The following is a 22,914-nucleotide window of genomic DNA, read 5'->3' as shown; positions in this document are numbered from 1 at the left end:
TCTTGGTCAATTGGGTTTTAAGTTTCAATTAACGTGAATAACGATTGTGATGGAGTGCGTATATACCCGGAGCTCCCGACTTTATATCGGTTATTGCGGCAGTGTTAGTTAAGGAGCGGTACTTGGTTCACGGTAGAGACCAGATGGTCTTCTGTGGGCGAACCGGTAATGCCCGTCCAGTGGACGGGAGTTGTTTTCATACTTCTCGGAATCGTCGTTTCCGGATCTTTGTTCTTCCCGGGGCTGAACAGCCAGGGTGAGCGAAGGAGCGGGGCGTGAGCCGGGATGGGGGGCATGTCGGTGAATTTTGTGGAAACGAGGCTGGCGAAGCTGGCTCGCAATGGCGACCGTCGGGCGTTTGCCGAACTGGTCGACCTGTATAAAGATAAAATCTATCACCTGGCCTATCGGATGCTGCATAATGTGCAAGAAGCGGAGGATGTGGTTCAGGAGACGTTTTTGCGTGTGTATACGAACTTGAACCGCTTCGACGATACTCAGAAGTTTTCGACGTGGATTTACCGGATCGGAACGAATCTGTGTATCGACCGTCTGCGGAAGCGCAAGGCGTCGTATTCGCTCGATGCCGAAGTCAGCGACAGCGAAGGAACCGATTGGTACTCGATGCTGGCGAGCGGCGAGCGGACGCCTGAAGGGGAACTGCTGCTGTCGGAGACGCAGGAGCAGGTGCGCAAGGCGATCGATGCGCTGCCGGAGAAGTACAAGTCGGCGGTGATCCTCCGGTATTTGCACGATATGTCGCTGCAAGAGATCGGCGAAGTGCTGAATATGCCGGTTACGACGGTGAAAACCCGCGTTCACCGGGGGCGCGAATATTTACGCGAACGGCTGGAGAAAGATTCGCTGCTGTAGACCCGATAAATAATTTGGGTTTCTGGAGAAATTGTTGAAACGATTATGAAGCAGTCACGTATTGTACGATACGATTCGTTATGCACTAAAATGTAAGGAAAGGAGTGGCACGAAACGATGAACTGCAAAGAAGCCATCCTTTTGATGCACGACCATCTGGACGGAAACCTGAACGGTCCTGAAGCGGCGGAGTTGAAGAAGCATCTGGGAACATGTTCGGGCTGCCGCGAGCGTTATGCGAAGCTCGACAAGGCGGGAGCGCTCGTCTCCTCCTTGAAGCCGGTACCTCCACCCAGTCATTTGACCACCGCATTCATCATGCAGGGCTTGCCCGCTCCGGCCAAACGCATCGTCTGGATGAAGTGGGTTCGTCGGCATCCGGCAGCCTCGGTTGCTGCGATCTTCTTCGTGGTCATGCTCGGCAGCTTCCTCTCGATGTGGAACCAGAATACAGATCTTGTCGTACACGGTGACATGGAACAGCTCGTCATCAGAGGACATACCGTCGTCGTTCCGGAAGGCAAGACGGTACAAGGCAATCTGATCATAGAGAACGGGCAGGTCGAAGTAAACGGCAAGATCAACGGCAACTTGACCGTCATTGACGGCAATTACGCCCTTGCCTCCACCGCTCAAATATCCGGCGACATTACGAGTGTCAACCAGGCGGCGGAATGGATCTGGTTTAAGGTGAATCAAATGATAGCGTTATTTACGAAATAACCCCGTATGCTGCAGCGAGCTCCAATTCGCCGCCGGCATGCGGTTTTTTTTATGAACAGGCCGGACAAGTTGAGCGTTTTAATTGTTACCGAGCTTATAGCGGTCATGCAAGATCCGGACAAGTCCGATCAGGGCTTGACGCCTCGCGCTGCACGATTCGCGCCGCCGGTCATTTATAGACATGCTGCAACATTCGAGTCTTCAAGTTTTTCGGAAAGAGAGGTTTTTTGCTGAAAATATGGTATGATTTAAAATGACGCGACAAATTGCAAAATCCCGCGGCATAGGTCCGCCAGCCGGACTGCGAACAGACATAGAGAGGCTCCTGTGGGCCCATGGGGGAACTGGGATGGAACTATTAACGGAAATCCGAATTAAAGATATAATCGATATCCTGATCGTTAGCTACGTCATCTATCAGCTAATCCTCCTTATGCGGGGGACCCGCGCGATCCAGCTGCTGCAGGGGATCGTCGTCGTTGTCCTCGCCTGGGCGCTCAGTATATGGTTTAACCTGAATACGCTCCAGTGGATGATGAACCAGATGTTCACCTTCGGGGTGTTGGCGGTTATTATCATCTTCCAGCCGGAACTGCGCCGGGCGCTGGAGCAGCTCGGTCGGGGGAAGCTGTTCAGCCGCTCTTCCACGGACGAGGAGCATGAAGTGACGCACCGGATCTCGCAGATCTTGAAGGCGGTCAATTATTTGTCCAAACGCAAAATCGGGGCGCTGATCGTATTCGAGAGGGAAACCGGGCTGAACGACTATGTGGAGTCGGGCATTCAGCTGGATTCGCAGATCACTTCCGAACTGCTTATCAATATATTTATTCCGAATACTCCGCTGCACGATGGAGCCGTCATTATCCGGAAAAGCCGCATTATGGCCGCAGGCTGTTACTTGCCTTTATCGGAAAATCCGTTCATTAGCAAGGAGCTTGGGACGCGTCACCGCGCGGCGATCGGGATGAGCGAAGTAAGCGATGCGATCTCGGTGGTCGTCTCGGAGGAGACAGGTCAAGTTTCGCTTGCCCTCAACGGCCAGATCGTGCGGGATATCAAGGAGGAATCGCTCGTCTCGAAGCTGTTCGAGGAATTGAAGCCGAAGGCCAAAGCCAAGGAGAAAACTCCTTTCTGGAAGCGGAAGAGAGGGGATACGCAGCATGATGGATAAATGGCTTCGCAATACGAATGTCGTAAAAGTGATCGCGCTCATGTTGGGCATCCTGCTGTGGGCCGTCGTACATCTGGATAGTAAGTCTACGACCGGCGGAGGCTTCTCCGCTGCCGAAGAGAAAGAAATTTACAACGTCAAAGTAACCCCGGTGTTCGACGGCAACAAGCTGCATATCGAATCGATGGACCCGACGGAGGTTATGATCCGGGTGCAGGGTAAGGAAGCGGCGCTTAAGAAAATAGCCGCCACGCCTTACCAGATCGTACTTGATCTGACTAATGCGAAGGTCGGGGAGAATACGGTATCGCTGGTGGCGAAAGATTTTCCGTCGGGCGTTAAAGTATCGATATTCCCGCCGTACGCGAGAGTCGTGCTGGAAGAGAAGCAGATGAAGGAAGTGCCGGTTCAGGTCGATCTGATCGGCAACCCGGCTAACGGCTTCAAGGCCGGCCAACCTGTAGCGAAGCCGGGGCGCGTCATACTCACGGTGCCTAGCGGCCTGATGGACGAAGCGATCACGGTGAAAGCCGAGGTTAATGTCGACAACGCGCAATCCGCAGTTACGAAGCAGGTGAAGCTGGTGGCGCTCGATAAGAACGGCAAGGTGCTGAATGTCTCGATCGGTCCGCCTGTCGTCGATGTAGAGGTGCCGATTACCCAACCGTTTAAGAAGATGCCGATGCAGCTCAAAATCGTCGGCGAACCGGCGCCGGGGTACAGCGTCTCCGCCTTCCAGTCTTCGATCGACCAGATCACGGTCTACGGGCCGCAGGAGCTGCTCAATACGCTTGATTTCTATGAAGGACCGCCGATCGATTTGAACGGGCTGAAGGAAAACAAAGACTTCACGCTCGATATTCCGCTGAAGCCGAGAATCACGCTGCTCGATCCGACCAAAGTGGAAGTGAAAGTTCAAATTGTGCCGTCCGATAAAAAGACGCTGGAGCAGGTACCGATTACGATTATCGGGCAAAACAACAATTTCGACACGAAAATCAAAACGCCGCAAGGCGGTACGTTGAATATAACGGTGGAGGGCTCGCCGGCGACGCTTGCGAAGCTGAAGGCCCAGGACATCCAGGCGATCGTCGACGTAAGCAACCTGCCTCCGGGCGAGCATACGGTGAACGTAAACCTGAATCTGCCGCAATTCGTCAAAAAGGTGGAACAGGATACGAAAGCTGTAGTGGAGATTACCGCGAAGTAATCTCCGCTGCGCGATCGACCGTGATTTGACGAAGGAAAACGCCGAAGCCTAGGAACTGCAGATAAGCCGGTGCAACCAAAGGAGAGGAACTAGTCGAATGGGAAAATATTTTGGAACGGACGGGGTTCGGGGTATAGCGAACAAAGAGCTGACTCCGGAGCTTGCTTATAAAATCGGCCGCTGCGGCGGCTATGTCTTAACCCAGCATGCGGAGAAGCCGGTTGTGCTGATCGGGCGCGATACGCGCGTCTCCGGACCGATGCTTGAGGCTGCGCTTGTGGCCGGCCTGTTGTCGATCGGAGCGGATGTCGTGCGTCTGGGCGTCATCTCGACGCCGGGAGTGGCTTACTTGACGAGAACGTCCGGAGCGGACGCCGGTGTTATGATATCGGCTTCCCATAATCCGGTCGAAGATAACGGGATCAAGTTTTTCGGCAGCGACGGATTCAAGCTGTTCGATGAGACGGAGCTGGAGATTGAGCGGCTGCTGGATGCGGCGACGGATGAACTGCCGCGCCCGGTAGGCGGCGATCTGGGCACTGTCAGCGACGATCCGGAAGCGAAGTTCCGATATGCGGATTATTTGAAGACGACGATCTCCCGTTCCTTCCAAGGATTAAAAATTGTACTCGATTGCGCGCATGGGGCGGCCTACGAGCTCGCACCGGCGATATTCCGCGATCTGGGAGCGGGCGTCCATACGATCGGCGCGGAGCCGAACGGCCGTAACATTAACGATAACTGCGGATCTACGCATCCGGAAGATCTGAAGCGCGAAGTACTGCGTCTGGGAGCCGATCTGGGCCTCTCGTTCGACGGCGACGCGGACCGTCTGATCGCTATCGACGAGACGGGCGAAGAGATCGACGGGGACTATATGCTGAGTATTTGCGGAGAAGCGATGAAACGGGCGGGAACGCTTAAGAACGACACGATCGTGACGACGGTCATGGCCAACCTCGGCTTTTTCAAAGGCGTCGAGCAGCTTGGCATGAATGCGGTGCAGACGGCGGTCGGCGACCGGTACGTGATGGAGGAGATGCGCAAAGGCGGCTACAACCTCGGCGGCGAGCAGTCCGGCCATATGATCTTCCTCGATTATAATACGACCGGAGACGGCATTCTGAGCGCGCTGCAACTCGTACAGACGGTTGTAGAGTCCGGCAAACGGCTGAGCGAGCTCAAAAGCTTGATGAGTAAATATCCGCAAGTCCTCGTCAACGTGAGGGTCGCCGATAAGAGCAAGCTGAAAGGCAATGCCGCGATCGAGCAGACGATCCGCGATGTCGAGCAGCGTTTCGCAGGCAACGGGCGTGTCCTCGTACGGCCGTCGGGCACAGAGTCGCTCGTTCGGGTCATGGCCGAAGGACCGGACAAAACGACGGTAGAATCGTACGTAGCGGAAATTGTCGAAGTTGTTCAGAAAGAACTGGTTTAATGCCATTATTCGATACATTGTGTATCATAAAAATGAGTCCTCCGGACGAGCTTCCGGGGGATTTTTATTCATTTATCCCGGAAATTTGCGATTTTTGCAGGTTGCGCTAAACCGTCAAATTGAATATGATGTTACTATCACTTTGAAATGGAAAGGTGGGCGGAGGTTGTACGCAGTACAAGCGCCTGCGCTTGCCTGCGGTCGCCGGAACGGATGAGGGCGTACCGAGCAACAGGCGAGCGGACGAGGTAGAGGTGTTCGGAATAATCGGCGGGGACCTCTCGGCAGCAGCATCAGGCCGTAAGCGGAAATGGAAAAGGCTTGGGCGACCGGGCTTACAAAGCTTCCGCAAGATGCGAGATACGATTACAAACAACGGACCGGCCGGAGACGCCTCCACGAACGGAAATAGGGAGGGTCTGGTTTCCTGCGGTCCGCTACGGAATAGTATGACAACTCACAGCCTGAAGGCGCTCTTTGACAACAGAATACGTTTGCTAAAAAATGGACGTGCATACGTTTATTTGTCATGCTCGGATGCTGGATCTAAAGAGCGCACAGGTTGAATTCATCCATTCATCGGAGGTAGGATACCTATGTGCGGTATTGTTGGATATGTGGGCAAGCGGAATTCGCAGCGTATTTTGATCGACGGCTTAAGAAAGCTGGAGTACCGGGGATATGATTCGGCCGGGCTTGCCGTATTTACAGGAAGCGGACTGGTGGTCAAGAAGGCGCAGGGGCGTCTGGCCGTGCTGGAATCGAGACTCGAGCAGGAGCCGCTGAACGGGACGATCGGGATCGGTCATACCCGGTGGGCGACTCACGGCAAACCGTCGGACGTTAATTCCCATCCCCATACGGACAATTCCAACAAATTTTCTGTCGTTCATAACGGCATTATTGAAAATTATATGAGCTTGAAAGAAGAGCTGACCGCCAAGGGACATCAGTTCGTCTCGGAAACGGATACGGAGGTTATCTCGCACCTGATCGCCGATCTCTATGAGGGCGATATCGTGAAAGCCGTTCAGCAGGCGGTCAAAAAAATGACTGGTGCTTTTGCGCTCGGCGTATTGACCGAGTACGAACCGGAGAAGCTGGTTGCGGTTCGCCTGGCCAGCCCGCTCATTATCGGGGTAGGCGAAGGGGAAAATTTCATCGGATCGGACATCCCGGCTATTTTGGAATATACACGAAACGTCTATATTTTAAACGACGGGGAAATGGCTGTTTTGACACGGGACGGTGTCGATTTACGGACGATTGAGGGGAATTTTATTTCCCGGGAAACGTTTTATGTCGACTGGGATCTGATGACGGCGGAAAAAGCCGGATTCGATCATTTTATGCTGAAAGAAATCCACGAGCAGCCGAAGGCGTACCGGGATACGATGGGCAGCCGGATCGACGCCTCGGGCCGGCGTGTCGTTCTGAACGAAGTGAAGCTTACCGCACAGCGTATCTGGGACATTCATAACATTCATATCGTGGCGTGCGGAACCGCTTATCATGCCGGTCTTGTCGGGAAATCGGTCATCGAGCAGCTGGCGCGCATCCCGGTGGAGACCGACGTAGCTTCAGAGTACCGGTACCGCTCTCCGATTATCAATGCGAATACACTCGTTATCGTCGTCAGTCAATCGGGGGAGACGGCCGATACGCTTGCCGCTCTTCGCGAGGCGAAGCGGTGCGGTGCCCATGTCATCGCGATTACGAATGTGGTGGGCAGCTCGGTAGCGCGCGAGGCTGACGATGTGATCGTCACCTGGGCAGGACCGGAGATTGCAGTGGCTTCCACCAAAGCGTATACGTCCCAGCTGATCGCCTTTTACTTGCTGGGACTGCATCTGGCTCAGACGCTCGGTACCCGTGAAGCGGAATATATTGCGGAGACGCTGGACGCGCTGCAGAAGCTGCCGGAGCAGGTGGAGTCGATTTTGAGCCACGCGGAGGAAATTAAGCAGTATGCCGAACAAATCGCGGAGCATAACGATTTGTTCTTCATCGGGCGCGGGCTGGATTATGCGGTAGCTTTGGAAGGGTCGCTAAAGCTGAAGGAAATCTCCTATATCCACTCCGAGGCTTATGCGGCTGGAGAGCTGAAGCATGGGACGCTCGCCTTGATTGAGGAAGGGATACCAGTGATCGCTTTGGGTACGCAAGAGCAGCTGCTGGAGAAGACGATCAGCAACATCAAGGAAGTAAAAGCACGCGGCGCACAAGTGTTCGGTATCGCGATGGAAGGCAATGAAGAGCTGCACAAAGCGGTCGACCTCGTCTTTGAGATCCCCCGTACCGTGCCGTTGTTAACACCGGCCTTGTCGGTCATTCCGCTGCAATTGCTGGCATATTATGCTTCGCTTGCGCTCGGCAACGATGTTGATAAGCCCCGGAACCTGGCGAAGTCGGTTACGGTGGAGTGAGGTTGGGCGTGGCATGTCGAGCTGAATGCATAACTGAACAATATCCTTTGTAACTGAATAAAAAGATTGTAACTCTCATACAAAAGCCGAAACAGATTCAGGAGTAGCTCCTGGATTTGTTTCGGCTTTTTCAAGATGTTTTGATAGTTTGCCATTAATGATTGTGATGGGCGTGTGCATCGGGCGGACTCGCTTTAATGATGCATAAGAGGTTGTCCTCATGCTTGTGTTTTTCCGATTCCACTTGCAAGGTTACATGGCGGATATCTTTATGCTCCAGCATATGTTCCACTTTGTGCAGTAGGGCTTCCGTTTCGTATACCGTCTTGTTCCCATCCACTACAATATGGGCGGTCAGGGCATGCATGTTGCTCGTAATCGACCAAATATGCAGATCATGCACACCTTTGATTCCTTCGACCTTCAGGATCGCTTGCGCGATGTCTTCCACTTTCATATTGCGTGGAGTGCCTTCCATTAATACATGCAGGGAGGACTTGCTCACGAAATATCCGCTGCGAAGTACGAGCACAGCGACGATCACGCTGGCCAGCGGGTCAGCCCAGCCCCAGCCGAAGAACATCATGACCAGAGCGGCCGCAATAGCGCCTACGGAACCCAGCATGTCGCTGATGACGTGCAAGAAGGCGCCGCGCATATTTAAATTATGCTCCGTATCCCCGCCGCGCATCATAATCCAGGCAACCAGAATGTTAATCAGCAGCCCGATGGTGCTGATGATGAGCATGCCGACCGTAGCGACTTCCGGCGGGTTGGCAAAACGTTCAATCGCTTCATAAAAGATGTACAGGGAAATGCCGATCAAGGTCAATCCATTGAGCGTAGCCGCCAGTATTTCAAAGCGCCGGTACCCGTATGTTTTACCTGTACTCACCGCTTTTTCGCCAAATTTGAAGGCGAGCAAGGCAATGGCTAAGGCCAAGGAGTCGGACAGCATATGGCCTGCATCGGATAACAAAGCCAAGCTGTTCGTAATAAACCCGCCTGCAGTTTCGATGACCATATACACTGTGATGATCACGAATGAAATCAGCAAAATCTTCTTGTTGTTGTTGGTATGCCCATGGTCGTGTCCATGGGAGTGATGATGTTCCGACATAAAGATCCCCCCAACTACTAACATATGAACATGTATTCATATGTTTTATTGATCTTATTATAGATGTATCAAAAAATGAATGTCAAGTAAAAGGTTTTGACTTATAATAGGGTGAGGGGGTATAGTATAATATAGAATGAAGGAGGCGAGTCTCATGAGCATGAACTTGAAGATCGAAGATCAGGCTAGTCATCAAATCTGTTGTTCAACCGGCGAAATCCGAAAAAGTCATCATTCCGAAAAAGCCAAAAGCAGCTTAACACATCGACTGAATCGTATTGAAGGACAAATTAGAGGAATCAAAGGACTGATTGACAAGGATACGTATTGCGATGATGTCCTGAATCAGATTGCCGCCGCGCAATCCGCTTTAAAGGGAGTTGGGAAGCTGCTTCTTGAGAATCATCTGAAAACGTGTATTGTAGAGCGTGTCCAACAAAGTGACGAGACGGCCATAACGGAACTGCTGTGTACCATGAATAAGCTCATGAAATAAAGGGTAATGTAAAAGCGATAAAAAAATATTTGACTATTATAGGGTACGGGGGTATACTACTTACGAAAGCAAGTTGTAAGGGGAACATCATTATTAGTTTGTGAAGGGATGGAAGAAACATGAAAAGCGTGACATTGAATGTACAAGGCATGAGCTGCCAGCACTGCGTGAACTCGATTGAAGGTGCGCTGAAAGAAATCGGCGTAAGCGGAAAAGTAAACCTGAAGGGCGAGTCGGTCGAGGTGTCATTCGATGAGCAGAAGGTTTCCCTGGATCAGATCAAGGAAGCAATTGAAGATCAGGGATATGAGGTAGGATAAGCGATTCGACAAGGGAGTGAAGCATTATGGAAACTTCAGCAGCTAAGACGAAACAGTCGTCTTTTCAAATAACGGGCATGACTTGCGCCGCTTGCGCCAATCGGATTGAAAAAGGACTTACTAAATTGGATGGCGTGAGCACGGCGAATGTCAACTTCGCACTGGAAAAAGCGAATGTCACCTACGATCCGGCCAAGGTCGATGTGAAAAACCTGGAAGATACGATCAAGAAGCTTGGATATGGTACCGTGACGGAAGTGGCGCAATTTAATCTGGAAGGCATGACCTGCGCAGCCTGCGCCAACAAAATCGAAAAAGGGCTTAGCAAGCTGCCCGGCGTAACGAGCGCAACCGTAAACTTTGCGATGGAAACGGCCCGCGTCGAATATTCGGCGGGTGAAATCACGGTTGAGGACATGCAGGAGAAAGTCAAAAAGCTGGGCTACAAAGCCCTGGTCAAGCAGGAAAACCAGAACGCGGGCGATCATCGTGTTCGTGAGATTCGCGGACAGAAGCGGAAATTACTTATCTCGGCCATTCTTTCTTTTCCGCTGTTGTGGACGATGGTAGGTCACTTCTCCTTTACTTCGTGGATTTACATGCCGGATTTCCTGATGAATCCTTGGGTTCAACTCCTGCTGGCCACACCGGTACAGTTCTATATCGGGAAGCAGTTTTATGTAGGCGCATATAAGGCGCTGCGCAATCGCAGCGCAAACATGGATGTTTTGATTGCGCTTGGAACATCGGCTGCGTATTTCTACAGCTTGTATATGACCATCGACTGGTACATCGCGGGAGATCAGATGCATCATGGCCCATCGCTTTACTACGAAACCAGCGCAGTGCTGATTACTTTGGTCATATTGGGTAAATTGTTCGAAGCGCTGGCCAAGGGACGCACTTCGGAAGCGATCAAGTCACTGATGGGGCTGCAAGCGAAGACGGCTCTGGTCGTTCGGGACGGCCAGGAATTAACGATCCCGGTGGAAGATGTTATTGTGGGCGATGTCGTGCTGGTTCGTCCTGGCGATAAAGTACCGGTGGACGGCCAAGTGCTGGAAGGCGTGTCATCGGTGGATGAATCGATGTTGACTGGCGAAAGCCTTCCGGTTGAGAAGAAGGCTGGCGATGCGGTTATCGGAGCTACCATCAACAAAAACGGCGTCCTGCGCATCAAGGCTACCAAAGTCGGCAAAGAAACGGCGCTGGCGCAAATCATTAAAGTCGTGGAGGAAGCGCAAGGTTCCAAAGCGCAAATTCAGCGGGTAGCCGATGTCATCTCCGGCATATTTGTTCCGATTGTTGTAGGGATTGCGATTGCGGCGTTTCTGGTTTGGTACTTCTTTATTACGCCTGGCGACTTTGCCCATGCACTGGAAATTGCCATTGCGATTCTCGTTATTGCTTGCCCGTGCGCCCTCGGTTTGGCTACGCCGACTTCGATTATGGCCGGTTCCGGCCGCGCGGCGGAGCTGGGCATCCTGTTCAAGGGCGGCGAGCATTTGGAACAGACGCACAAGATCAATACGATTATTCTGGACAAAACCGGCACTGTCACAAAAGGCAAGCCGGAGCTGACCGATGTGATAACGCAAGACAACGAGACGGATTTCCTACGAGTTGTCGGCGCAGCCGAGAAAAATTCCGAACATCCGCTGGCAGAAGCGATTGTAGCCGGCATTCAAGCCAAACAGATCGAGCTGCCGGTAACCGAATCGTTTGAAGCTATTCCAGGCTACGGCATCAAAGCCGTGGTAGAAGGCCGGGAGCTGCTTGTCGGTACACGCCGCTTGATGGAGAAATATAACGTGGATGCGAAGGCGGCCTATGAGCCGATGTCCCGTCTGGAGGAAGCAGGCAAAACCGCCATGCTGGTCGCAATCGACAATCGTTATACCGGTATGGTAGCGGTAGCCGATACGATCAAGGAAACGTCGAAAGCGGCAGTGAGCCGACTGAAGCAAATGGGCATTGAGGTTATCATGATTACCGGCGACAACGAACGGACCGCCAAAGCGATTGCAGCCCAAGTCGGCATAGACCATGTCCGGGCGGAAGTGCTGCCTGAAGGCAAAGCCGAGGAAGTGAAGAAATTGCAGGCCCAAGGCAAAAAAGTGGCGATGGTTGGCGATGGCATCAATGATGCGCCGGCGCTGGCGACAGCGGACATCGGCATGGCGATAGGCACCGGAACGGATGTTGCGATGGAAGCAGCGGATGTGACCCTGATGCGCGGCGATCTGTCGAGCATTCCCGATGCGATCTTCATGAGCCGCAAGACGATGGCCAATATTAAGCAAAACCTGTTCTGGGCGCTGGGCTATAATACGCTCGGCATCCCGATTGCCGCGATTGGCTTGCTAGCCCCATGGGTGGCAGGCGCAGCGATGGCGTTAAGTTCGGTATCGGTTGTCCTTAATGCGCTTCGCTTGCAGCGTGTGAAAGTACGCCACTAATCAGAATCGTTAGAATGGAGAGAACCTTAACATGAAAAAAAGGATGATGCTTATGTTAACCGGTGCTTTGGCTGTCGGCTTGCTGGCCGCTTGCGGTACGCCCAAGGAGGGTGCGGACGGACACGGCGGTTCCCATCAAGGCGGAGCAATAAGTTCCCTAGCTAACGATAACGGCCATGGGGACCATGGCGGTCAAGATACAGGCGGTCATGCAGCAGATACCTATAAAGCAACCTTTTCGTTTGCATCAGGAACAGCTAAAGCATCCGAGAACACGAAGCTGAACGTTCAAGTAACAGACACCAACGGCCAGGCTGTTCATGATTTTGAATGGAACCATGAAAAACTGATGCATATCATCATCGTGAATAAGGACCTGTCCTACTTCAGCCACATCCATCCCGAATGGGACGGAAAGGGGACGTTTACGGTAGAAACCTCGTTTCCGAAAGGCGGAGAATATAAAGTTTTTGCTGATTTTGTTCCGAAGGGCGGATCGGGTACCACCCTTAGCAAGTGGGTGAAGATAGAAGGAGAAACAAAACCGCAGGAAAGCGTCAAAGCGGATGCGGAACTCGTGAAAGTTGTTGATAGCAAAGAAGTCACACTGACTTTAAGCAGCGCTAAAGCAAAGGATGAGGCTAAGCTGACGTTTACCGTTAAAGACGAAAAAACGAAAGAAGGCATCCGTAATCTGGAGCAATACCTCGGCGCTGTCGGACACGTCGTCGTTCTTTCGGAGAACGCGGAGCAATACCTTCATGTTCATCCCGCCAACGAAAAGGCATCCGGACCGGCTGCAGAATTTATGACCGCCTTCCCGAATCCGGGCACCTATAAAATTTGGGGGCAATTCCAGCACCAAGGCAAAGTCTTTACGGTTCCTTATGTGGTGGAAATTCAATAAAGCAAGGGGCGATTGGGAATGGGAGAGATCGTAAAAATTGCAATCAGCCCTCCGGTGCAGCTTGGCGGCAGCCTGTTCACACCCAAACAGCTTGGACTCATCAGTCACCTGCTCGGATCGGAAGCCAAAGTGGAAATGACGCCGTTCAAACAGTTGTATGCGGAAGTGCCGGTGGAGAAGCGTGATATGATCCAGGCCGAACTGGAGCAAAGCGGACTGGAAGTTAATCCGGCGGGCTTTGTCACCAAAAGCCTGATCGCCTGCAATTTTTGCAAAGGCGCTGAAGAAGCCGGACTGGCGGCAGCCAAAGCTTTAAACGAAGCGACCGCTGGTATATCGACACCTACGCCGCTTAAAATCGGATATGCCGGCTGCGCGTTAGGGACAAGTGAGCCGCTGATTAAGGACATTAGCGTGATTAAAATGCGCGATACGTTCGATCTGTACGTGGGCGGCGAATCCAAGGGGCTGAAGCCCGCGTTTGCGAAACGGCTTCATTCCGGATTGAAAGAAGATCAATTGGTTCCTGTAGTCATAGCCATCATTGACTTCTATAAGGAACATGCCAAAGGCAAAGAGAAGTTCAGCAAGTTCGTAGAGCGCGTGACGCTGGAGCAGCTGCAACAAATCACAGCATCGGCGTGACGCGTAAAGAAAGGAGGTGAACATCATGCAAGAGGCAACCGTTAAAGTACAAGGCATGTCTTGCCGTTCTTGTGTTCCGAGAATTGAAGGAGCCATCCACGCGCTTGGAGCGGAAGGCCAAGTTAATTTTGAACAAGGCACCGTCGATGTCCGGTTTGACGAATCGAAAGTTCAGATTTCCGACATTCAGGAAGTCATTCGTAAAAAAGGATATAACGTTGAGGCATAAATAGATGTAAGTTCACCATGTAAGGAGAAAACAAAGATGGACGAACCGGTAAAAATCTATACGATCCCAACATGCAGTGATTGCAACTTTGCCAAGCGCTACTTTAAGGAAAATGACATTTCTTATACCGATTATAACTGCGAGGAAGACCCGAAATATCCGGAAGAAGTCTGGAACCTCACCGGGAAGCAGGTCGTGCCGACGATTGTTTTTGGCGACAAAGTGTTTGTTGGCTTTGCGGAAAACCTGAATGAAATCAGCGATTTGCTGAAAAAATCGTAATGCTTGCTTCCAAAAAGCAGCCCGCATGTGGGGCTGCTTTTTCATTCCTCGTGGCTCATAGTGCACGGGGTTTCATCGTATTGGCTCTTATCATTGCACCAACGATCGTATCTCACCGCAGGTGTATTTCTCGAGGTCGTACCTTCGAGCGGCTTGTCTTCCCCTGGAGTCACCCCAACGACCCCTGTCGTGACCCTAACCCTCCAATTGTTATATTTTTCAATTCCTTCTTGCTTTTCTTCCAAATTTCGACTATTATTTGAAATGTTAAAAGGAAGTTGGGCTTTAGTTTGAGGAATAATCAAGCTATTGTCCTGCTGCCTTAGAAATTTGGATTAATAAGGGAGCGTTTTTCATGGAGCCGCAAATGAGCCATACGCAACAAAACGTTGCTATTGGCAACCAAAACGCGCCGGTCGTATCTTTTAAAGACTGGATGATTACCATTTTGTTAATGGCAATTCCGATTGTAAACATCGTAATGTTATTCGTTTGGGGTTTCGGAGGCAATACAAATCCGAGCAAAGCCAATTATGCAAAAGCGGCTTTAATCTGGGTGGCCATCGGAATCGTACTTTACGTCGTCGTTTTTGTGCTTATTTTGGGTAGCATGTTTTCCGAGATGTCTTCTTATTATTAGTACCGGGGGTTCATTGTAGAACAGAAATAGAGGATGGTTAGTTCATGATATGAGCTAACCCCCTCTATTTTTTGTATATAAGAAATATGAGCAATGACTTCAAAACTGGGCGCGTCAACGCGCCAGCCTGCACGGCCAAACGATCTTCGACCGATCTTGCACAGATACTGACGTATCTGACAAAGAAAACGAAGCGGTTCTCCTTTATGCTATAGCTGAGCTCGAGACTCGAATCGATCAAAAAGGGGTGGCTGCATTGTATCGTCAATTGCCAAAAGTAGCCCGAATGTCAGGAGAACAGCCTTCCGCCGCGCGCCGGCGAATCCGGCTGGCCACATTGCCGCTTGTCGTCGCCGTAACGCTTACGGCCTGCAGCGCGAATAACGGACAGCAGGCAGACCAGGGAGGCAAGCCGAACGTGCCCGAGGTGCGTGCGGACGAGCCGGCCGAACTCGTCTTTCATTCCAACAACGGCGATTCGGAGGACGCGTTCAACAGCTTGTTCGGCAATGCGCTGCGCCAAAAGTTTCCGAATTACACGATCAAATATATCCAGCAAAAAGCGGGGCAGACGCTGCCCGAACTGCTGGCGCAAAATCAGACGATCGACATTTTGTTCGCCTCCGCGCCATACATTTTCGGTTTGCTGATGGACTCGGAGCTGCAGTATGACATGACCGAGCTGATCAAGAAGCAGGGAGTCGATCTGAACAAGTTCGAGCCGACGCTGATAGACGGAATACGGGCGTCCGGAGACGGCAAAATGTATGCGCTTCCAGTTACGAATATGGTCCAAGTCATGTATTACAATCAATCGATCTTCGACAAATATGGAATCGCTTACCCCAAAAACGGGATGACGTGGGACGAGACGATGGATATCTCCCGCAAGCTGACACGGAAGGACGACGGAAAGCAGATGCTCGGCTTCGCTTCTTCTCCGGCCCATATTTTGCGCGGCAACCAGCTCTCGAAGCCGTATCTCGACCCGACTACCGACAAGCCGACCTTTCAGGACGACGCTTGGAGATCGCTCCTTCAGCTGTTTTTCGTTAATCCCGGCTCGGACGAAGGCTACAAGAGCCGGGTGGGGGGGCTGAACCGGCTTCCGACCTGGAGAGAATTTACCGACACGCAGGAAATCGGCATGTTCGTGTACAACTCGCAGTTCCCGTTCACCGTGCCGAAGGATGTCGGGAAGGTGCAGTGGGATCTCGTCTCGCTGCCGGTCTTGAAGGAGAAGCCGAAGATCGGCTCGGCAGCGACGCCGTTCACCATGGCGGTGACTTCGATGTCGAAAAACAAAGAAGCGGCGATAAAGGCGATCGATTATTTGGTGTCTCGGGACAATCAGCTCGAATATTCCAAGCGGGGGATCATGCCGGTTATCAACGATGAGGAAGTGAAGAAGGCGTACGGCAAAGAGTCCGATTTCAAGGATAAAAACTGGAGCGCGGTTTTCTACAACCAATACGCCCCGATGGCCAAATTCTCCAGATACCATCTGAAGGTGGAGAGCATTCTGAATACCGTTCCGCTGGATGTGATGCTCGGCAAGAAAGATCTGAACACGGCGCTGCGCGAAGCGGCGGAGGCGGCGGAGAAGACGATCGCCGAAGTGAAGCGGGGCCGCTGATTGCCGATCCGGCATGACGACAACGGCCGGATCGGATAACCGTGTGGTAGCGCCAATTCCTAATCAAGGAGGCTCTGTTCATGAAGACATTTCGGATCAAGACGATTTGCCTGTTATCGTTGCTTGTATTGGTCTCAAGCTTGTTTTCGAACGTTCCGATTAGCAGTACACAGACTGCCTACGCGGCAGGCAATACGTATTACGTCTCTCCTGCCGGAAACGACTCGAATCCGGGCACGGAAGCAGCACCTTGGAAGACGCTTGCAAAAGCGGCGGCAGCGCTCCAGGCCGGCGATACAGCTGTCTTCGAAGACGGCGTGTACGAGATCAGCCAGACCATCAGGTTCGGCAACAACGGTGCGGAGGGAGCGCCGATTACGATCAAGGCGAGAAACAAACAGAACGCAAAGCTGTTGTTCTCCAATTTGAACACAACATCCAAGTTTGATTTGACCAATAAGCAATATATCTCGATCGCCGATTTTGAGATCACGCAAGCTGTGAGCGGGACATCAAGCTCGGACATTTTCATCAGCATCAGCAACTGCTTGGGCTGCACCATTAGCGGAAACTCGATCCACGGCGCCGGCGGCAAAGCTGTTCAAGCGTTAAGAGGAAGCCATATCGCGGTTGTGGGCAACGAAATGTACGATTTTGTCAACTTTGCGGTGGTGTTGGCCAACATCGACCGTCCGGTCATCGCGGGCAATGAAATTCGCGAGGTTAGTACGGCCATTCTGGTGCCGGCCGGCACGCGCAGCGCGCAAATCTACAACAACCGCATTGTCGCCGCCGAGAAATCGATGCAAACCGCCATCACGCTGGGCGGAAGTTACCCCGCTTCGGTGGCGTATGATCCGAACGGGTACGAGACGTACAACGCGGCTGCCTGGAACAACATCATTGTTGCTGAACAGCCGGGGCTGATCCATACAGCCGTATCGTTCGCCGGAAGCGTGGACAGCGGTTTCTATCATAACGTAGTCGTCGATGCCACATACGGGGTTCGCTTCACGAAAGGCGGCGGATCGACGGCCGGTTGGGCGCCGGTCCCGACTTCGTCGAAGGTTTACAACAATATTTTCTCGGGCTGCACGGCAGGCGCCGTCAACCTGGTCACCACGCCGGCCGGCTACTCGCACGACTACAATCTGTATCACAACTGTGCGAATGTGCCGGTCGAGCCGAATGGGATTGCCGGAGATCCGTTATTTGTAGACCGGCTAAGTGACTGGCATCTGCAGTCGGACAGCCCGGCCGTAGGCAAGGGAATGAATTTGAACGTAACCGGATTTTATGGCGAGCTGATGGATGTCTACTTGGATTACGACGAAATGATCCGAACGGAGAAGGTGAATATGGGGATATACGCATACGCTTTGCCAGAGGTGGGAGAGGTTTTATTCACGGAAAATTATGAGAACGGCGACGGGGCCTGGACGGAACAGACCGGGACGATGCGGATTGCCGAGGAAACCCCGGGCGGCAACCACGTGTTTACCGACCCGAATGCTTCTTCCGCAAGCGGAATCTCCCGTTCCTATGCCGGCTCCATGGACTGGATAAGCTATCAGATGGATACGAGAGTGAAGTTTGACCAGTTTCATTACCCGACGGGCTGGTTAACGCTGTACACCCGGTATACGAATATTAACAACTACTATTTGCTGGAGGTTCAGGGGAGCCCGGACAGAGGCTATATCGGGCTGAAGAAAAAGGTGGCCGGCACGGTCACTCCGCTGCAGGAGAAAACGAACTGGTATCCTCCGGTCGGCGAATGGATCGATATACGCTTCGTCGTAAACGGCACGGAGATTCAAGTGTTCGTCAACGGCAAGCTGGAGTTGAGCGGTTCGGACGGTCAACTGAAGAATGGAGCGATTGCAGCGGCGGTTTACCGGGCGGATATCCGGATTGACGATATAAGCGTAGCCAAAATCGATGCTCCCGCAGGGTCGGGCGATCCGGGCCCGAGCACCGAACCCGGCGGCACCTACTATGTTTCTCCGACCGGGTCCGATATGAATCCCGGGACGGAAGAGAAGCCATGGCGGACGATGGCGAGAGCGGCGCAGTTAGCGCAGCGGGGGAATACCGTTATTTTTGAGGATGGCGTCTATGTCGAGACCAGTCCGGCCGTTTTTATGCAAGGCGGCAGAGAGAACGAACGAATCGTGTTCAAAGCGCGCAACAAGCATCAAGCCGTGATCCGCTTCCACGATTTGCCGACAAGGAAGGTCGTCCTGATCGATACCCCTTATATTACGATTCGGGATTTTGAGATGACGCAAAACCGGCGCGGGACCGACACGTCCGATATTTTCATCCAGGTGCGGGAAGGCTCGCATCATGTGCATATCATCGGAAACAAAATTCATAACGCCTTTGAGGAAGGGGTCAAAGGGTATCTGGTCTCGGATTATTTGGTCGAAGGTAATATCATCTACGATATGGATCACGAAGGCATCGATTTCGTCAATGTCTCGTCCAGCACGATCCGCAACAACGAGATTTACGAGGTCGGACGCGTCGGGCTGCTGGCCAAGGGCGGCTCGTCGGACATTCGGATCTACAACAACTACATCCACAACCGCAATGTGTATATGTCGACCGGTGCGATTTATTTGGGCGGCGCGACCGGCTATAACTCGACACGCGATTATAGCGTAAACGGCTTCGAAGCTTGGAACATGGTCGCGTACAACAATATCGTTGTGGCTGAAAGTCTGAACGGAACTTCCAGTATCAACAACGGGATCGCATTCGCGGGCAGCAAGGATAGCGCGGCGTACAACAATATCGTGATCGGCACGAGAAACGGCATCTATTTATACAACCCGCGCAACACGGCGCCCAATGTCGGCTGGGATTGGGACCCGGACAACATCAATCCGGTGTTTATGAACAATATCATCATGAATACAACGGACAATGCGGTTATTTCTGCTGGTACGAAGCAGCCGATCAATCTGGTGCACGATTACAACCTGTACTATAACAATGCCAAATTGCCTGCGTTAACCGAGCCCAACGGCGTATATGACAACCCGCACTTTGTCGACCTGGATGAAAGAAACTGGCATTTGAAAGAGGGCAGCCCGGCCATCGGCAACGGGAATGCGATCCCGGGATTCGCCTTGCTGGGCGGGGGAACGATTGACATTTCCGCAGATTATGACGGGGTTCCAAGAGGAAATGTATGGGATATAGGCATCTACAGAAACGGCACTCACGTGCCGACTGGGCGGCCGACGACGACGATGAATGCCGCGGGACGGCAGGGGGACAATGGCTGGCACGTCGAGACCGTCACCGTCACGCTTGCAGCCGAAAACGGCGATTTCCCGGTTGCCGCCACCGAGTATAAGCTGTCCGTAGTCGATCAAGTATATGGCGGTACCCGGCCGGTAACGGACGGATTCGTTGGGTATTCTTCGCCGATCGTTGTGACGGATGGCGTGTACGGTCTGACTTATCGTTCGGTAGACGTGCTGGGGAATGCGGAGGAGGAAAAAACGGCCTGGCTGCGTGTCGATCGGACGGCGCCTAGTCTGAATCTGCTGCTAAACGGCAGTGCGCTTGTGGAAGGGATCAACCTGGAGGCAGGCCAGCCATACTTGATCGAGTCTGTGACGGCCGACGGGCTGTCCGGCGTTGCCCGGGCTGCACTAACCATCGACGGTATTTCCCATGAAGGCGGCAGCATCGCTTGGGAAGCCTCCCCGGGAAGCCATACCGTTGTAGCGACGGTGACGGATGTGGCCGGCAATGTGACTGAGAAGCGCATCAGCTTCAGCGCGTTCGTGTCGTTTTCTTCGCTGCAGAAGCTGATGGAGCAAGCTCATAACGCGGGAACGATCGAACAATCGTTGTATATGCAGTTGCACAACAGCTTGGAGCAGTCCAGATTCCAGATGAACCGTTTCTTGAATCATCTGGATCAGGCGCAATCGCAAAGCATTCCGCCGGATCTGAAGGTGAAATTGGAACAGCAGGCCGACAGGATGATCGGCGATTAGGAAACTTCCGGAAGAGATCTGGCCGGCCGCGGTAAACAACAGAGGACTGTCAGAGTGAAAAATCGCTCTGGCGGCCCTCTTACATTCGTTCATCGCGTCCGGAATAATCCGAAAGCTTCCGCGAACCCGAAGGCTGCTTGCGGCGAATGTTGGATTGGACGGTTTTCGCATACTCCGTCGGGGTCATGCCGGTAGCCCGCTTGAAGCATTTCGAGAAATAATGGACGCTGCTGTAGCCGAGCTTTTGCGCGATTTCCGTATAATTGTACGTTTCCTCGCGAATGGCCTCCTTCGCTTCCTCGATTTTCAAAAGGCTGAAGTAGTGCATGATGCCGATTCCCATCGCCTGCTTGAAGAGCACCTTCAACTGAGTTTTGCTGATGAAGAACTGCTCGCTAATCTCGTCGAGCGTCAAGTTCGCGGCCACGTTCCGTTTCATGTAGCCGACGATGTCTTCGATCAGCTTGCCTTTCTGATTATCGCCGGCCGCCATCAACGCCTTCAACGTCCCCACTGGAGCGACCGCATTGACGCGGCGCAGCAGCTTGATCACGAACAGCTCCAGGTACGCGATGATCATGTGCTCGCAGCCGAAAGGAGCTTGCTTGTTTTGGCCCAGCTGCGGATAAAACAACGTGTCGATCGGCGGGTCGAACGCCTCGAATCCCTCTTTCAGCAGCTCCGTCAGGATGTACAATTCGTCTTTCTCCAGACGAAACAGCCGGTTGGCCAACGGGGACATGCACGGAGCAAACGCGTCGAACGTTACGATCATCACATTGGTCGCCGTCTTGGCTCCTCCGGAGTGAAAGGCGTTCGGCTCGTAGAAGATCAAGTCCCCTTGGGTCAGCTCAATGCGGCAGCCGTCCAAAAACAGCTCGAGCGCCCCTTTGTCCACATACAGCATTTCCCAGAAGTCGTGCTTCTCCCCGGTGCTGTAGAAGCTTTTGGACAGCTCGTAGTAGTGGAACGTGTACAGCCGGTCGATCGAAAATTCCCGCTGCAGCTTGTATCGGCTTCGCCCCTCGATCACGCGTTCTTTCGCCGTTTCCGTCATACGACCCCACCACTCGTTTAGTAACGTTCGAGTCGATTTTATCACGGCGGTCAAACGGCGAGCAATTGCGTCAGGGTTATTGCATTTGTTACCCGCCAGAAATATCCGTCAGCATTGCATTCCCTATCGTAAAACATGTAATTTTGTCGTAAATATGCAGGAATCAGGTGTATGTTGTCGAATGTAATTCTTCTTGTATATGACGCTGGTTTCGCTAATAAACGGTGCACTGGGGACAGCGTCAAAATGGATGGACTCAAGGAGGGATTCGACTTTTTTTGGGGAATGAAACTTTTTTTACTTTGCTATCGAGGAGAAACCCGTCATGAACGACAGTAGACAATGGAGACACGCAGAAAATAATTTGTACCGGATATTCGCCCGAATTAAAAGATCTGTTGCGCTTATCGCGCTTGTGGCGATTCTCTTGAGCGTCAGCGGCTACCCGATTCCCGTGTCAGCGGCCGGGCTTCCGAATCCTCCGGCAGCAACAGGCGGGGAAGAGAGTGTAAGCGTCAGCGGTTTCACTGCGGGGGCGACTCTGAAGCTTTACTTGACCAATGGCATCCTGATCGCGACAGCGCCGAGTGTGACGGATGCGACGTATACTTTCACGGGTGTGGTGCCGAACAGTCTCGATTTCTATGCCACTCAGACCGTAGCCAGCGATGAAAGCTGGAACTCCAATTTTGTCCCGGTTAGCCTGAGAACCCCATCGGCAACGGCAGGAATTGGATACGTGGACGTAAGCAACGTGCTGACCGGCGCAACGGTGAAGCTGTACGAAGAGAACGGGGGCCTGATCTCCGATTCTCCGTCCGATCAAGGCGGCGGCGTATGGCGGTTTAGCGGCTTGACCGCCCGGAAGACCTATTATGCGATTCAAAGCATCAACGGCGTAAGCAGCACGAACAGCAGTTTCGTGACGGTACAGCCGGACATTCCGGTCCCCCCTGCGGCGACAGGCGGCGAGGAGAGCGTAAGCGTCAGCGGTTACGCTGTGGGCGCAACCTTGAAGCTGTACTTGACCAATGGCACGTTGGTAGCGACAGCGACGAGTGTAACGGGAGCGACGTATGCATTCACCGGTGTGGTGCCGAACAGTCTTGGCTTTTATGCCACGCAGACGGTAGGCGGCGAGGAGAGCGAGAACTCCGCTTTTGTCGGCGTTACGTTAAGGGTGCCTTCGGCCTCGGCGGGGCTTGATTACGTGGACGTAAGCAACGTGCTGAGCGGCGCAACGGTGAAGCTGTACGAAGA

19 protein-coding genes are annotated in these 22,914 nt (G+C 52.7%); 17 read left to right on the top strand and 2 right to left on the bottom strand.

The window, feature by feature from the left end:
• Positions 1–300 precede the first annotated feature (300 nt).
• The 6 genes from sigW to glmS all read left to right on the top strand — a co-directional run bounded on the left by sigW (position 301) and on the right by glmS (position 7,844).
• Positions 301–873 carry an RNA polymerase sigma factor SigW gene (gene sigW, locus PV433_RS10445; RefSeq protein ID WP_190931744.1) on the top strand — a complete coding sequence of 191 codons (573 nt, stop codon included), beginning with the start codon at positions 301–303 and terminating at the stop codon, positions 871–873.
• Between the two features lie 117 nt (positions 874–990).
• Positions 991–1,596, top strand: a complete 606-nt coding sequence (locus PV433_RS10440; protein WP_332072087.1) for a zf-HC2 domain-containing protein — start codon at positions 991–993, stop codon at positions 1,594–1,596.
• Between the two features lie 349 nt (positions 1,597–1,945).
• The gene (cdaA, locus tag PV433_RS10435; protein WP_190931746.1) at positions 1,946–2,770 is read left to right on the top strand and encodes a diadenylate cyclase CdaA; all 825 of its coding nucleotides are present in this window, start codon (positions 1,946–1,948) and stop codon (positions 2,768–2,770) included.
• Complete coding sequence (locus PV433_RS10430; RefSeq protein WP_332072086.1) at positions 2,760–3,980, top strand: CdaR family protein; 1,221 nt, start codon at positions 2,760–2,762, stop codon at positions 3,978–3,980. The genes cdaA and PV433_RS10430 overlap by 11 nt, the downstream gene beginning before the upstream one ends.
• A gap of 97 nt (positions 3,981–4,077) precedes the next feature.
• Positions 4,078–5,418: a phosphoglucosamine mutase gene (glmM, locus tag PV433_RS10425; protein ID WP_332072085.1), complete on the top strand. Its 1,341-nt coding sequence runs from the start codon at positions 4,078–4,080 to the stop codon at positions 5,416–5,418.
• A 596-nt stretch (positions 5,419–6,014) separates the two neighbouring features.
• The gene (glmS, locus tag PV433_RS10420) at positions 6,015–7,844 is read left to right on the top strand and encodes a glutamine--fructose-6-phosphate transaminase (isomerizing) (protein WP_332072084.1); all 1,830 of its coding nucleotides are present in this window, start codon (positions 6,015–6,017) and stop codon (positions 7,842–7,844) included.
• A gap of 154 nt (positions 7,845–7,998) precedes the next feature.
• Here glmS and PV433_RS10415 read toward each other — a convergent pair whose 3' ends face one another.
• Complete coding sequence (locus tag PV433_RS10415; RefSeq protein ID WP_332072083.1) at positions 7,999–8,964, bottom strand: cation diffusion facilitator family transporter; 966 nt, start codon at positions 8,962–8,964, stop codon at positions 7,999–8,001.
• 154 nt (positions 8,965–9,118) lie between these two features.
• On the opposite strand from PV433_RS10415, the gene PV433_RS10410 reads away from it, so the two are divergent.
• From PV433_RS10410 to PV433_RS10365, 10 genes are all read left to right on the top strand, one after another.
• Positions 9,119–9,460: a metal-sensitive transcriptional regulator gene (locus PV433_RS10410; RefSeq protein WP_190931751.1), complete on the top strand. Its 342-nt coding sequence runs from the start codon at positions 9,119–9,121 to the stop codon at positions 9,458–9,460.
• Positions 9,461–9,579: 119 nt separating this feature from the next.
• Positions 9,580–9,780, top strand: coding sequence for a copper ion binding protein (locus PV433_RS10405; protein WP_332072082.1), 201 nt, complete (start codon positions 9,580–9,582; stop codon positions 9,778–9,780).
• 26 nt (positions 9,781–9,806) lie between these two features.
• The gene (locus PV433_RS10400; protein ID WP_332072081.1) at positions 9,807–12,239 is read left to right on the top strand and encodes a heavy metal translocating P-type ATPase; all 2,433 of its coding nucleotides are present in this window, start codon (positions 9,807–9,809) and stop codon (positions 12,237–12,239) included.
• A gap of 31 nt (positions 12,240–12,270) precedes the next feature.
• A complete protein-coding gene (locus PV433_RS10395; protein ID WP_332072080.1) occupies positions 12,271–13,146 on the top strand; it encodes a hypothetical protein in 876 nt (291 codons plus the stop codon).
• Between the two features lie 18 nt (positions 13,147–13,164).
• A complete protein-coding gene (locus tag PV433_RS10390) occupies positions 13,165–13,791 on the top strand; it encodes a nitrite reductase (RefSeq protein WP_332072079.1) in 627 nt (208 codons plus the stop codon).
• A gap of 25 nt (positions 13,792–13,816) precedes the next feature.
• Entirely contained in the window at positions 13,817–14,020 is a 204-nt protein-coding gene (locus tag PV433_RS10385) for a heavy-metal-associated domain-containing protein (protein WP_332072078.1), read from the top strand.
• A 36-nt stretch (positions 14,021–14,056) separates the two neighbouring features.
• On the top strand, positions 14,057–14,302 hold the full coding sequence (locus PV433_RS10380; RefSeq protein ID WP_332072077.1) for a glutaredoxin family protein: 246 nt from the start codon (positions 14,057–14,059) through the stop codon (positions 14,300–14,302).
• Positions 14,303–14,657: 355 nt separating this feature from the next.
• Positions 14,658–14,942: a hypothetical protein gene (locus tag PV433_RS10375; RefSeq protein WP_332072076.1), complete on the top strand. Its 285-nt coding sequence runs from the start codon at positions 14,658–14,660 to the stop codon at positions 14,940–14,942.
• Between the two features lie 286 nt (positions 14,943–15,228).
• Positions 15,229–16,578, top strand: coding sequence for an ABC transporter substrate-binding protein (locus tag PV433_RS10370; RefSeq protein WP_332072075.1), 1,350 nt, complete (start codon positions 15,229–15,231; stop codon positions 16,576–16,578).
• A gap of 80 nt (positions 16,579–16,658) precedes the next feature.
• Complete coding sequence (locus PV433_RS10365) at positions 16,659–20,597, top strand: right-handed parallel beta-helix repeat-containing protein (protein WP_332072074.1); 3,939 nt, start codon at positions 16,659–16,661, stop codon at positions 20,595–20,597.
• 79 nt (positions 20,598–20,676) lie between these two features.
• Here PV433_RS10365 and PV433_RS10360 read toward each other — a convergent pair whose 3' ends face one another.
• Positions 20,677–21,654 (bottom strand): AraC family transcriptional regulator, encoded by a 978-nt coding sequence (locus tag PV433_RS10360; RefSeq protein ID WP_332072073.1) that lies wholly within the window; start codon positions 21,652–21,654, stop codon positions 20,677–20,679.
• Between the two features lie 325 nt (positions 21,655–21,979).
• Between PV433_RS10360 and PV433_RS10355 the strand changes: the two genes are divergently transcribed.
• Positions 21,980–22,914: hypothetical protein (locus PV433_RS10355; RefSeq protein ID WP_332072072.1), on the top strand; the 935-nt coding region annotated here is incomplete at its 3' end.

It is taken from the genome of Paenibacillus sp. GYB004 (genome assembly GCF_036577605.1).
Classification (GTDB): domain Bacteria; phylum Bacillota; class Bacilli; order Paenibacillales; family NBRC-103111; genus Paenibacillus_AB; species Paenibacillus_AB oceani.
Note: the sequence above shows the minus strand (reverse complement) of the source record. Positions and strands in the feature narration are given on the sequence as shown.